The sequence below is a fragment of the Natrinema salsiterrestre genome (genome assembly GCF_029502005.1).
Lineage (GTDB): Archaea > Halobacteriota > Halobacteria > Halobacteriales > Natrialbaceae > Natrinema > Natrinema salsiterrestre.
The window spans coordinates 287,848-299,947 of the sequence record NZ_JAMQOT010000001.1; the positions used below are offsets into that span (position 1 = coordinate 287,848).

Genomic DNA, 12,100 nt, shown 5'->3' on the forward strand with positions numbered 1-12,100 from the left:
ACACAGTCTCAGTAGAAGCAGCCTCCCACAACAAGACGAACAGGCAACACTAACGGGAGTCAGGGCCGCGGTGCGGCCTTCTGCAGCGCCGTCTCCGCGATGTTGCCGCCGTAGTCCGCGCTCCGTGACAGCGAGTCGACGATCAGCCCCAGCGACTGGGCCTGCACCGGCTCGAGGTCCCGGAGCATATCGTCGATCTGGCGCGTGTGTTCGTCGATCTCGAGGACGGCCTCGTGGGCGTCGTGCCCGAGCCGGTTCGCTTTGTCCGGTTCCTCAGCGAACAACGCGTCCATCGACTTCTCGAGGACGGTGGCGGCATCGGCCTGAAGTTCCTCGAGCGCATCGGCGACGGGTTCGGGGATCTCCTCGAGTTTCAGCGCGATGTTGCTGATCTTGGTCGCGTGATCGGCCACCCGCTCGAGTTGCCGGGCGCTCGAGTGGAAGTCGAAACAGTCCTCCCGAGGGACGCCGAGCTCTTCGGCGGCGCGAGGCGATCGGAGCGTCGCCCGAAAGATGCGAGAGACGACCAGCCAGAGCCGGTCGACGTCGTCGTCGCGCTCGATCACGTCGCGAGCGATGTCGTCGTCGTCCGCGATCAACGCCCGGACGGCGTCCTCGAGCATCGACTGGGCGATCAACCGCATGCGCGTGACGGCGTTGACGATCGACAGCTCCGAGGAATCGAGGAGATCCTGCATGACGACGCTGTCGGTCGTCTCCTCGAGCACTTCGACGCCGACCAGCCCCTGCGTCGCGTCGCGGATCGCCCGGCGCTGGTCGGTCGTGATCCGGCCCGCCTCGAGTCGGATGATATCGAAGCCGCTGACGTACATCGTCATCACCGCTCGCGTCAGCCGTTCGTCCTCGAGGTTGGAAATGTCGAGGGTTCCCTCCTGTCGTTTCGTCTCGCTCTGGGGCGTCAGGAGGAGGGTGTCGTCCTCGGGATAGAATTCGACGGTCGTCCCGGCGCTGACGTCGTTTTCCGTCGCCCACGTCTTCGGCAGTGAGACGGTGTACGTCGACCCACCAGTCACCTGAACCTTGCGCGTCTCCATGTGATGCGGTTTCGACTACTCGAATATAAATATGGATGCGTCTATAGAGTAGTGCGAATAATTCCAGACGGGCTCCGGATTGAAGCGATTTGAGTCGGCTTTTCGGACCCACATTCACGGTGCAAATGTGTCGATACAGGTTGTATAATATAGATCTATATAGTTATACAACCGTATCGATACGACCATTTACCGATCCGTGCAGTACGGATGCAACATATCTGCTTGTACCCCTATTATAAACCGCTTTAGTATGCGATCGAGGGTATTCAGGTGATGGCACACGACTCAGAGCGTCTGTCCGGGCTGGTATCACGGCGGAAATTCATGATGGCTTCGGGTGCGAGCGGTGCCGCGGCGCTCGCCGGCTGTTCGAGTCAAGGGTCGGAAGGAACGAATACGAGCGCGAGCGACGGCAACGGCGGCTCGGAGCCGTCTTCGCTGACCGCCGACGGATCCTCGACGGTGTACCCGATCACGAACCGTGCGTCGTCACTGTGGAACGGGAATCCACCGGCCGACGACCAGGAGTACTGGGGCCCCGGTCAGTACGATATCGACACGGATCAGAACCTCGCCGACTACTGGGCCGGCCTCTACGGATTCGAACCCACCGAAGAGCGCAGTGTTCCGCCGTTCCAGACGCAGATCGCACTCAGCCACTCCGGGACGGGTGTCGAAGGGGTCATCAACGACCGCGTCGACATCGGCGACGCCAGCTCGACCGCCGAGTCGATCCTCGGCGAGGACAACGAGGAACTGGAGAACATCGTCGACCACGTCGTCGGCGTCGACGGGCAGCCCATCGTCGTGAGCCGGGAGATCTACGAAGCCGGCGTCGAGGAGATCACCGGTGAAGAGCTCAAGGACATCTATATGAAAGAGATCACCAACTGGAGCGAAGTCGGTGGGCCCGATAAGGACATTTACGCGATCGGGCGGGCGGAGGACTCCGGGACGGACACCGCGTTCCGCGCCAATCTCTACGGCGACCCCGACGCACCGATCGAACCCGACACCCGGAAAGGCCAGAATCAGCAGGTGGCGGAGCTCGTCGGCCAGAACGACAACGCCATCGCGTACATCGCCCTGGCGTTCGTCGAGCCCGACGGTGCCACGCCGCCCATCAGCCTCGACATCGGCGGGACGGTTTACGAGTACGGGAAGAACCTCGGCGCGAAGGAGTATCCGCTCAACCGCGACCTCCACTGTTACACCTACGAGGATACCGACGAGCGTGAGAGCGCATTCATCAACATGATCCTCTCGGACTTCGGTCAGGAGAAGTTCGTCGCGCCCAACAACTACTTCAAACTCCCCGAGGAGCGCCTCGAGGAGGAGCGAGCGAAGCTCGCCGACCAGGTCTAATCCCGAATCCCCGTCCTCTGCACTCGATCGCCAGCGGGCTGATCGGGTGTTCGGGATAACTCTACACTTATCATGTTCGAAATACATACGAGAATCTCGCAAGCGATACCGTCGATGCGGCGTCAGGCGATCGCGGTGATCCGGACGGCGGCGGACCTGGATCGACCGAGTTTCTTCCTCGTGACGGCGCAGATACTGCTGATCACCGGGACGTTTGCCGGCTTCCTGCTGCAGTCGGGGTGGACCGTCACACTCCTCTATGGCTTCCTGCTGGTCGCGGGAATCGGCTGGGTTACCCGCCAGGCGCTGACAGCGAAGGTGGTGACGTTCCTGATGACGGCGACGACGCTGTTGACGCTCGGTCTCATCGCCGCGTTTCTGGTCCTGGAGTCGATGCCGGTATTTCGTCACGCCGGCCTCGGGCTCGTGTGGCCGTTCGGTTCGACCGAATGGAGCAGCTCTCAGGGCCAGTTCTCGCTCGTCCCGATGATCTGGGGCACCGCCCTCACGACGGCGGTCGCGATCCTCGTGGCGGCGCCGTTCGGGGTCGCGGGCGCGCTGTTCATCAGCGACATCGCTCCCGACTGGCTCCGCGAAATCGTCAAGCCGGCGGTCGAGCTTCTGGCCGGTATCCCCTCGATCGTGTACGGGTTCATCGGCTTCACGGTCATCAATCCCTACGTCGGCGATCTCTTCTCGGTCAACCCCGGTGCGTTGGCCGCGATCGGACTGGTCATCGGGTTCATGGCGCTGCCGACGGTCGTCTCGGTGGCCGAGGACGCCCTCTCAGCCGTTCCCGAGTCGATGAAGGACGGCTCGGTGGCGATGGGCGTGACGGACTGGCAGACGATGAAAAGCGTCTCCGTCCCGACGGCGTTCTCCGGCATCTCGGCGGGCGTGCTCCTCGGAATCGGTCGCGCGATCGGTGAAACCATGGCCGCGACCGTCATGATCTCGCACAGCCGTCGCTTACCCGAGCCCGAACTATACAACGTCTTCGACAGTACGGAGACGTTGACGACCTTCATCGCCGCCAGCTACGGGCACGTGACGCCCGGAGAGCTGTTCTGGAGCGCACTGTTCGCAGCTGGCGTCTTCCTGATGGTGATCGTCACGGGCCTTGGCATCGTCTCGCAACTCATCGAGCGGCGGATGCACCGCAAGCTACGGGAGGGACAATGAGCGACGCGTATCACTCACAGCTCGTCAACGATGGGGGCACGACCTACGAACGGTTCGCGATGGCCGTCGTGGCCGGAGCGTTCGCGGCGTTCGTTCTCGCCGCGGGAACGCTGTTCGGCTGGGTTTCGCTCGGCGGCCACGTCGGGAACGTACCGGTAGCGAACGTCGTCGCCGTCGGCGTGCTCGCGCTTGGCGCCGGGACCGGAACGCTGGGCGTTCTCTCTCGCTGGGGCGGCGTGCGGACGACGCCCGACCGCTCGCCCGGGCTCGGTGTCGGCATCGTCCAGACGGGACTCTGGCTGGTCACGGCCGGGTTGATAGCCAGTCACACGCTCGGACTCGGAGGGGTCGGCTGGCTCGTCGCCGTTCCCGTCGGGGTGTTCGTCGGCTACCTCACGATCGGTACACGAGAGGATGTCGGTGCGACGCTCCCCGCTGCGGCGTTCATCTGTCTCGTAGGTGCCGTACTCGTGACCGGACTGATTACGCCGGCGTGGACCTGGGAACCCGAGGCGTTCGACGCCACCATCCCCGGGACGATCGTGATCCCGTTGCTGACGATGCTCAGCGGCCTCCTCGCCGGGTGGGCCGGTGCGTCGGCCTCCGAGCGGTTCGGCACGCGCGGCAGGCAGAACGGAGCGTTCCTCCTGATCGCCCTCGTCGTGTTGCTCGTCCTCTCGGTTCTCGTGTTCCTCCTCGTGTTCGTGTTCGAGCGTGGCATCGCCGTCGTCCTCGAGAACCTCACCGTCGGCGCCGGGACGGTGCTGTTGCTCCTCGGAACGGCGCTCGTCTTGCTCGTCAAATTCGGGAACGTCCGGCCAGCGACGTCGGATAGCACCGACAAGATCGCCGCGTTCGTCAATCTGGCCGGAGCAATCGTCATCGCTCTCGTCGGTAGCGTTCTCGCCTACACCATCGGTGTGAATCGCGCCATCTCGGGCTATGCGGTCACGATCGAGCCGATCACCGCCATCGGTGCGATCCCGGGCCTGGTCGTCGGTATCGTCCTCGTCGGTGTTCTCCGACAGTCGGACGCGACGTGGGTTCCCGCCACCGAAGCGGGTCGACGAGTGAGTCAGGGTCTCCGACTCGGCACCGGACTGCTGGCTGGTGCTCTGTTCCTCGAGGTCGTGACGTGGTCCGAGCTCGCCGTCGCGGGTGTTGCGATCGTCCCGACACTCGCGATTGCGGTGGGCGTAATTGCGGTGGGATTACTCTTGGTAAACCGAGTAGCTTCCCTGTCCGACACGCTCACTTCGCCAACGTGGCTGCCGCCGCTGTCGCGGACTGCGACCGTCGCACTGTGGGCGTTCCTCGGTCTCTGTCTTCACGTCGCGATCACGGGATATCCCGTCGTCCTCGGACCGGTCGGCATTCTCGCCAGCGGGTCGGTCGACTGGCCGTTCGTGATGAACCCGTCCCAGGGCCTCGGCATCCAGAAGGGCGTGATGCCGGCGATGCTCGGGACGATCTGGATCGTTCTCGGCGCCGTCGCGTTCGCCGTTCCGCTGGCCGTCGGCGCCGCCGTCTATCTCACCGAATACGCCGAGGACAGCGCGTTCACGCGGGCGGTCGACGTCGCTACCAACGGACTCTGGAGTACGCCGAGCATCGTCTTCGGACTCTTCGGGCTCGCCTTCCTGGTTCCGCGGTTCGGTGGCAACCCCTCGATATTCGCCGCCCAGCTCGTTCTGGGGTTCATGTTGCTCCCGCTCGTCCTCATCACGAGCCGGGAGGCGATGAAGAGCGTCCCCGACGAGTACCGCGACGCGAGTGCCGCGCTCGGCGTTTCGAAGTGGGACACGATCCGTAGCGTCGTCATCCCCGCGGCGATGCCGGGCGTTATCACCGGCGTTATCCTCGGCGTCGGTCGAATCGCGGGCGAAACGGCACCGCTGCTGCTCGTCCTCAACGGACCGAATTTCCCGAACTCGGCACCCGGCGTTATCTCGGGCTTTACGGTCGATTTCGGGCTGCAGCCACCGTTCGTTCACGTCTCGAACCCCGCGCTGCTCGAGCGGGCGAGCGCTCTTCCCTATCAGCTGTATGCGATCATCACCGCCGGCGTCGGCGCCGAGGAATCCTTCGGCTGGGGCACGACGCTCGTTCTGCTGGGAGTCGTCCTCGCGTTCTTCGCGATGGGGATCGCCAGCCGGCGGTACTTCAGGAGGAAACTACACCAATGACGGAATCCAGTATGAACACCACGACGGCGGACCGAACCGAGTCAGACGGAGCGACGTCGAGTACCGAAACGACCACCGGAGAGAGCGACGAACGGACGAACGCAGCGTGGCGAGAGTACTCCTTCGCCGGCGATCCGGTCCTCTCGGTCGCGGACCTGAACGTCTGGTACGACGACGATCACGCCTTGAAAGACATCTCGATCGACATCCCAGAAAAGAGCGTCACGGCGCTCATCGGGCCCTCGGGGTGCGGCAAATCCACGTTCCTCCGGTGTCTCAATCGGATGAACGACCGGATCAAGAGCTGCCGTGTCGAGGGCTCCGTCGCGTTCAACGGACAGGATATCTACGCCGACGGGACGAACCTCGTCGAACTTCGAAAGCGGATCGGCATGGTGTTCCAGCATCCGAATCCGTTCCCGAAATCGATACGAGACAACGTCGCTTACGCCCCGCGGAAACACGGTGATCTCGACCGCGGCCTCGTCCCGAGACTGCTCGGTCGGGAAGAGACGGAAAAGGAGAACGAACTGGTAGAGCGGTGTCTACGTGATGCAGCCCTCTGGAGCGAGGTCGAAGGCCGTCTCGACGACAACGCCCTTGGACTCTCCGGCGGTCAGCAACAGCGACTGTGCATCGCCCGCTGTCTCGCCGTCGATCCCGAAATCATTCTGATGGACGAACCGGCCTCGGCGCTCGACCCGATCGCCACCGCGAAGATCGAGGACCTCATCGAGGACCTCGCCGAGGAGTACACCGTCGTCATCGTCACGCACAACATGCAACAGGCCGCCCGTATCTCCGACCAGACTGCTGTCTTCCTCACCGGCGGCGAACTCGTCGAGTACGGCGACACCGATCAAGTGTTCGAAAACCCGCGGAGTCAGCGCGTCGAGGACTACATCACCGGCAAGTTCGGGTAATGCCTCGCGAGGCCTACCGGAAACGCCTCGAGCGGCTTCGCGACGCCGTCGTCGCGATGGGCGATCGCGTCTACGAGCAACTCGACGATGCCGTTACCGCGCTGTTTACCGACGATTGCGCGCTCGCACGCGACATCGTCGAGACCGACGCCACCGTCAACGACCGCTGTCTCGAGATCGAACGCGAGTGTCTCGACCTGCTCGCGTTACACCAGCCGGTCGCGGGCGACCTCCGCTTCGTCGTGGCCGCGTTCCAGATCGTCACCGACCTCGAGCGGATCGGAGATCTCGCGACGAACCTGGCCGAGTACACGCTGGCTTCGACCGGCTCCGCCTCGCCGCTTCCCGACGTCGATTTCGAGCGGATCGCCGCGCTCGCGCTCGCGCAGGTCGACCGCGCGCTCGAGGCGTTCGTCACTGACGACGCCGAGGCCTGTTTCGCGGTCGCCGACCGCGACGACGAACTCGACGCCCGCTGTGTCAGGGTCGCCGAGCGGGTCGTGCGGACGCTCGTCGAGTTACACGTCGACCACGAGTCGAACGGCGAGCAGCGAGTCGGACACGGGACGAGGACGCCGCCCGTCGCGGACGTGATCGCGAACGTGTCCAGAACGCTCGTGATCGCGCGCGACCTCGAGCGAGTCGGCGACCACGCGGTGAACGTGGCCGCTCGGACGCTGTACGCCCTCGAGAACAGCGAGGAGTTGCTCCGTTGACGCTCGGTGGGTGGGCTGACTGGCCGGTGACGAGACCGACCACTCTGGCGCGCCCACCCGCGAACGACTAATCCCCACACGATCGATCACTACCGAACTCATGTCCACAGACACCGATTCCACCGATCCGATTCGTATCGCCTTCATGTGCGTCCAGAACGCCGGCCGCTCCCAGATGGCCACGGCCTTCGCGGAGCGCGAACGCGAGCGACGGGGGTTCGACGACGTCGAACTCCTGACCGGCGGGACGGATCCGGCGGACCGCGTCCACGAGGACGTGATCGACGCCATGGCCGACGCCGGATTCGATCTCTCCGATCGAACGCCGCGAGAGATCGCGCTCGAGGAGCTCCGATCGTGCGACTACGTCGCGACGATGGGCTGTTCGACGCTCGAGGTCGGCGAGGTCGGGAGCGACGTCGACGTTCGCGACTGGGGGCTCGACGACCCCGACGGTCGCGACCCCGAGCGCGTCCGCGAGATCCGCGACGAGATCGAACGGCGAGTGATCGCGCTGTTCGACGAGTTCAGTAGCGGCGAGTGATCGTCCCGCTCGAGTACGATCTCGGTCGTTGCCCGTTGCCGTCCGGGAGACGATCCGTCCGTCGCCGGTTCCAAAGCGTTAGGAGTCGTCACCGGACCGAGCGAGATCGAGCGCGCTCTCGATCCCAACGAACTCCGGACGGCAGTGCACGATCGAAGCTGCGCGAATTGCCGCGGGTTCGGAACGTATCGTCACCGACCTGAGCGCGTGTGGCGGGTCCGTCGCACCGTGTCGGAACGTCTTTGTACTGCCGGCGTCGATTCTCGAATTCGAGCGTCGAATACTATAGTTCTGGGAAATCTATAGTCCCGTCCGACCACAGCTGCCTGTATACCGAGTTGACGATTCTATCCGTTTCGTCCAGATTTGCTTTTTCAGTCCCTACTGGGCCTGAGACGCAATATCTGAAAATTATTTGGTGGGAGGGCATCCGCGATTACGAGTATGTAGATCTATATAGCCAACATAGCATCGTATTTCTATATACGGACGAACTTTCACGTGATGACTGACACCCAGATGGACCGCTCGGCTCGCTCAGTTTCTCGACGGAAGTTCCTGGCAGCGACGGGGACAGTGAGCGCTCTCTCGCTTGCCGGCTGTACCGAAAACACCGGTGGCAACGGCGGAGAGAACGAGCGCGTTATCGTCACGGGGAGCAGTACGGTGTTCCCCGTTTCCGATACGCTCGCCGAGGCGTTCATGGAGGACAACGGCAACGTGAACGTCACCACCGACTCGACCGGAACCGGCGGCGGATTCAGTAATAACTTCTGTCCCGGCGATTCCGACATCAACGGCGCATCGCGGCCGATTCAGGACGCCGAGGTCCAGACCTGTAACGACAACGGCGTCGAACCGCTCGAGTTCCAGATCGGGAGCGACGCCGTCACCATGGCCGTCCACAACGATTCGCCGATCGATTGCGTCACCTACGACGAACTCGCCCAGATCTGGAGCGAGGGCGGTGCGGAAACGTGGGCCGACGTCAACTCCGACTGGCCCGACGAGGAGATCCAGCGCTTCGGGCCACCGTCCACGTCCGGGACGTTCGACTGGTTCAGAAACAACGTAATCGGTGACAGCGGGAGTCACATCACCCAGTACGAAAAGACCGAAAACGACAACGAACTCGTTCAGGGCATCTCGACGACGGAAAACGCGATCGGCTACTTCGGCTACGCGTATTATCGGGAGAATCAGGATCAGCTCAAGGCCCTCGAAATAAAAGAAAACGAGGACGGCGAGTGTACCCCGCCGAGCATCGACGCCGCACAGTCGGGGGCGTACCCGATGGCGCGACCGCTGTACATCTACGTCAGCCAGGAGTCGCTCCAGCGGGACCCGGTCTATAACTTCGTCGAGTTCTACATCGAAGAGTCCTCGACCGATACCATCAGCGAGGTCGGTTACGTTCCGGCGAACGAAGACATGGTCGAGTCGAACCTCGAGAAGCTCGAGAACGCAGTGAACTGAGCGCGGCGAACCGAACGATTCACGATGGTCATCCAACTATCCCCTATCAATGAGTGAGCGATCGATCGACGTCGACCTGACGCGAACGTCGTCGGGTCAAGTCGTCAAAGAACGCATCTACAAGTGGCTGCTCTTCGGTTGTGCGGCGTTGACGGTGTTCGTCACGGCGAGTATCATCGTCACGCTCGCAGCCGACGCGCTCACGTTCTTCAGCATGGTCTCCCCGGTGGAGTTCTTCACCGGAACGGAGTGGTTCGTCCGCGGAGACGGCGGGACCTACGGCGTCTGGCCGCTCGTAACCGCGACGCTGATAATCACCGTCGTGTCGGCCATCGTCTCGGTGCCGACCGGCGTCGCGGCCGCCGTCTACCTCAGCGAATATGCGAGCGACCGAATGCGGTCGGTCCTGAAACCGGCCCTCGAGGTGCTCGCCGGGATCCCGACGGTCGTCTACGGCTACCTCGCGCTCGTGTATCTCACGCCCGCACTCCAGTGGGTCGGGATTCCGGTCAGCACGTTCAACCTGCTGAGCGCGTCGATCATGGTCGGGATCATGATCATCCCGATGGTGTCGTCGCTGTCCGAGGACGCGATGAGCTCCGTTCCCGACTCGCTCAGGCAAGCGGGCTACGGGATGGGGGCGACGAAGTACGAAGTGTCGACGGGAATCGTCATTCCGGCGGCCGTCTCCGGGATCTTCTCGTCGTTCATTCTCGCGCTCTCGCGGGCGATCGGCGAAACCATGATCGTCGTCATGGCCGCCGGCCTGCGACCGCGGATGTTCAATTTCGCGAATCCCCTCGACAATCTGCTCAGTTCCGGCCAGCCGATGACCGCGGGGATGGTCAACGCGGTGACGAGCGACGCGACCGGCGGCTCGGCGACGTACCTGAGCATGTTCGCGCTCGGACTGACGCTGTTTACGATCACGTTCGCGATGAATCTCGCGAGCGATTACGTCGCAGCACGCTATCAGGAGGAGTACCAATGACCGGCACCGACGCAACCACCGCGACCGACGAGGTGTACCGATAATGGCGACCAACCAGGGGACCGGGGAGTGGTACGGCACGGACGAAGCGGTCAGTCGCGTTCGCGGTCAAGCGTTCAAAACGCTCTGTCTCGGCGCGACGCTGCTCGCCTTGCTGGCCGTCTTCGTTCTCCTCCTGTACGTCGCAAACGACGCGTTCAGGCCGTTATCCGCGGATATCGGCTGGCTTCTTTCGTTCGCCGCGACGGTAGTTCTCCCCGTACTCGCGGCGGTAGGCTACTACTATACGCGCGACACGAAGGCGGGCGAAACCGCAACTATCGCACTCGGATTGCCGGTTATCTGCCTCCTGCTCGCCGGGGGGGTATTCATCACGTTCGAACACATCGTCAGCGTCTATCAGTGGCTCTCGATCCTCGTCTCTCTCGGTATCGCCGCCGCGATCGTGGCCGCTCACAACCGCGTTCGAGCGGACGCCGATCTCGAGCGGTTCGCGGTCATCGTCGGCGTGCCGGCGCTCCTCCTCTGGTACGTTCCGGACGTCATTCTCTCGTTACCCGTGTTGCCGACCCAGTCGCTCGCACTGCTGGGATCGTTCGCCGTGCCGATCGCACTCGCTACCGGCTGGTTCGTGCGGAGACAGCGCGAGAGCGATCGCGACGGTGCTATTGCGGCGGCAGTGACGATCGTCGGTGCGGCAGCAGGCTTGGGAGTGGCACCCGTCGTCGGGCTCAGCCCGTTCGTCTGGATGCTACTCGTGACGATCACCGGCGTTCCCGTCGGGCTCTACGTCGAAAGCGTCTTCCGCCGCGGTGCCGGCGTCAGCGGGCTCGCGTTCCCGGTCCTCGTCGGCGGCGGGATCCTCATGGGCGTGGTCATCACGAACGCGCTCGGGTTCACCGGTCCGAACCCGTGGCTCGACTGGGGATTCCTCACGAGTTCGCCCTCGAGAACGCCCGAAGACGCCGGCTTCTACCCGCCGCTGGTCGGTTCGGTGATGATGTTGCTCGTCATCGTCGTCTCCGCGTTCCCAGTCGGCGTCGGTGCTGCGATTTACCTCGAGGAATACGCCCCGAAACGGGGTCTCCTGGGACGCGTCGTCGACCTGATCGAAGTCAACATCGGGAACCTCGCCGGTGTTCCGTCGGTCGTCTACGGTGTCCTCGGACTCGCCCTGTTCATCCGGTGGGGCGGACTCGGTTCCGGGACCGCTCTGGTCGGCGGGTTTACCATCGGACTGCTGATCCTTCCGATCGTCATCATCTCCTCGCAGGAGGCGATCCGCGCCGTCCCCGACTCGATGCGACAGGCATCGTACGGGATGGGTGCGACGAAGTGGCAGACGACGCGCAACGTCGTGCTCCCGGAGGCACTGCCGGGGATCATGACTGGCAACATCCTCGCGATGGGACGAGCGATCGGTGAGACCGCTCCGCTGCTCATCATCGGTGCGCCGGCGGTCGTTCGCATCGCGCCGGCGTCGTTCACCAATAAGTTCAGCGCGATGCCCCGCCAGATCTACACCTGGTCGAGCGAGATCGACGTGGCGTTCCGACACGGCGTCCTCGCGGCCGGCGTCGTCACGCTGTTGGTCGTTCTCCTCCTGATGAACGGGGCCGCCATCATCATCCGCAACAAGTATCAACGCAGGGATTGACT

At 63.5% G+C, this 12,100-nt stretch carries 10 protein-coding genes; 9 read left to right on the forward strand and 1 reads right to left on the reverse strand.

Going from position 1 to position 12,100, the window contains the following annotated elements:
- Positions 1 to 59: 59 nt before the first annotated feature.
- On the reverse strand, positions 60 to 1,055 hold the full coding sequence (locus NDI89_RS01380; protein WP_277519714.1) for a phosphate signaling complex PhoU family protein: 996 nt from the start codon (positions 1,053 to 1,055) through the stop codon (positions 60 to 62).
- A 276-nt stretch (positions 1,056 to 1,331) separates the two neighbouring features.
- Here NDI89_RS01380 and NDI89_RS01385 point away from each other — a divergent pair, with 276 nt between their 5' ends.
- The 9 genes from NDI89_RS01385 (at position 1,332) to pstA (NDI89_RS01425) (ending at position 12,098) form a co-directional block, all read left to right on the forward strand.
- Entirely contained in the window at positions 1,332 to 2,423 is a 1,092-nt protein-coding gene (locus NDI89_RS01385) for a substrate-binding domain-containing protein (protein ID WP_277519715.1), read from the forward strand.
- Positions 2,424 to 2,537: 114 nt separating this feature from the next.
- Positions 2,538 to 3,605, forward strand: coding sequence for a phosphate ABC transporter permease subunit PstC (pstC, locus tag NDI89_RS01390; RefSeq protein ID WP_277519716.1), 1,068 nt, complete (start codon positions 2,538 to 2,540; stop codon positions 3,603 to 3,605).
- A complete protein-coding gene (gene pstA / locus NDI89_RS01395) occupies positions 3,602 to 5,791 on the forward strand; it encodes a phosphate ABC transporter permease PstA (RefSeq protein ID WP_277519717.1) in 2,190 nt (729 codons plus the stop codon). Before pstC (NDI89_RS01390) ends, pstA (NDI89_RS01395) begins: the two co-directional genes overlap by 4 nt.
- Positions 5,788 to 6,714 carry a phosphate ABC transporter ATP-binding protein PstB gene (gene pstB, locus NDI89_RS01400; RefSeq protein ID WP_425607740.1) on the forward strand — a complete coding sequence of 309 codons (927 nt, stop codon included), beginning with the start codon at positions 5,788 to 5,790 and terminating at the stop codon, positions 6,712 to 6,714. Before pstA (NDI89_RS01395) ends, pstB begins: the two co-directional genes overlap by 4 nt.
- Complete coding sequence (phoU, locus tag NDI89_RS01405) at positions 6,714 to 7,430, forward strand: phosphate signaling complex protein PhoU (protein ID WP_277519718.1); 717 nt, start codon at positions 6,714 to 6,716, stop codon at positions 7,428 to 7,430. The genes pstB and phoU overlap by 1 nt, the downstream gene beginning before the upstream one ends.
- A 100-nt stretch (positions 7,431 to 7,530) precedes the next feature.
- The gene (locus NDI89_RS01410) at positions 7,531 to 7,974 is read left to right on the forward strand and encodes an arsenate-mycothiol transferase ArsC (RefSeq protein ID WP_277519719.1); all 444 of its coding nucleotides are present in this window, start codon (positions 7,531 to 7,533) and stop codon (positions 7,972 to 7,974) included.
- A gap of 504 nt (positions 7,975 to 8,478) precedes the next feature.
- Positions 8,479 to 9,450: a phosphate ABC transporter substrate-binding protein PstS family protein gene (locus NDI89_RS01415; RefSeq protein ID WP_277519720.1), complete on the forward strand. Its 972-nt coding sequence runs from the start codon at positions 8,479 to 8,481 to the stop codon at positions 9,448 to 9,450.
- Positions 9,451 to 9,499: 49 nt separating this feature from the next.
- Positions 9,500 to 10,441, forward strand: a complete 942-nt coding sequence (gene pstC, locus NDI89_RS01420) for a phosphate ABC transporter permease subunit PstC (protein WP_277519721.1) — start codon at positions 9,500 to 9,502, stop codon at positions 10,439 to 10,441.
- Between the two features lie 43 nt (positions 10,442 to 10,484).
- The gene (gene pstA, locus NDI89_RS01425; protein WP_277519722.1) at positions 10,485 to 12,098 is read left to right on the forward strand and encodes a phosphate ABC transporter permease PstA; all 1,614 of its coding nucleotides are present in this window, start codon (positions 10,485 to 10,487) and stop codon (positions 12,096 to 12,098) included.
- Positions 12,099 to 12,100: the final 2 nt, after the last annotated feature.

Bases quoted from the DNA above. Each gene is read 5' to 3' on its own strand.
- pstC (WP_277519721.1), top strand. From the start codon at position 9,500: ATGAGTGAGCGATCGATCGACGTCGACCTGACGCGAACGTCGTCGGGT.
- pstC (WP_277519716.1), top strand. From the start codon at position 2,538: ATGCGGCGTCAGGCGATCGCGGTGATCCGGACGGCGGCGGACCTGGAT.
- NDI89_RS01385 (WP_277519715.1), top strand. From the start codon at position 1,332: ATGGCACACGACTCAGAGCGTCTGTCCGGGCTGGTATCACGGCGGAAA.
- NDI89_RS01410 (WP_277519719.1), top strand. From the start codon at position 7,531: ATGTCCACAGACACCGATTCCACCGATCCGATTCGTATCGCCTTCATG.
- NDI89_RS01415 (WP_277519720.1), top strand. From the start codon at position 8,479: ATGACTGACACCCAGATGGACCGCTCGGCTCGCTCAGTTTCTCGACGG.
- NDI89_RS01380 (WP_277519714.1), bottom strand. From the start codon at position 1,055: ATGGAGACGCGCAAGGTTCAGGTGACTGGTGGGTCGACGTACACCGTC.
- pstA (WP_277519722.1), top strand. From the start codon at position 10,485: ATGGCGACCAACCAGGGGACCGGGGAGTGGTACGGCACGGACGAAGCG.
- pstA (WP_277519717.1), top strand. From the start codon at position 3,602: ATGAGCGACGCGTATCACTCACAGCTCGTCAACGATGGGGGCACGACC.
- pstB (WP_425607740.1), top strand. From the start codon at position 5,788: ATGACGGAATCCAGTATGAACACCACGACGGCGGACCGAACCGAGTCA.
- phoU (WP_277519718.1), top strand. From the start codon at position 6,714: ATGCCTCGCGAGGCCTACCGGAAACGCCTCGAGCGGCTTCGCGACGCC.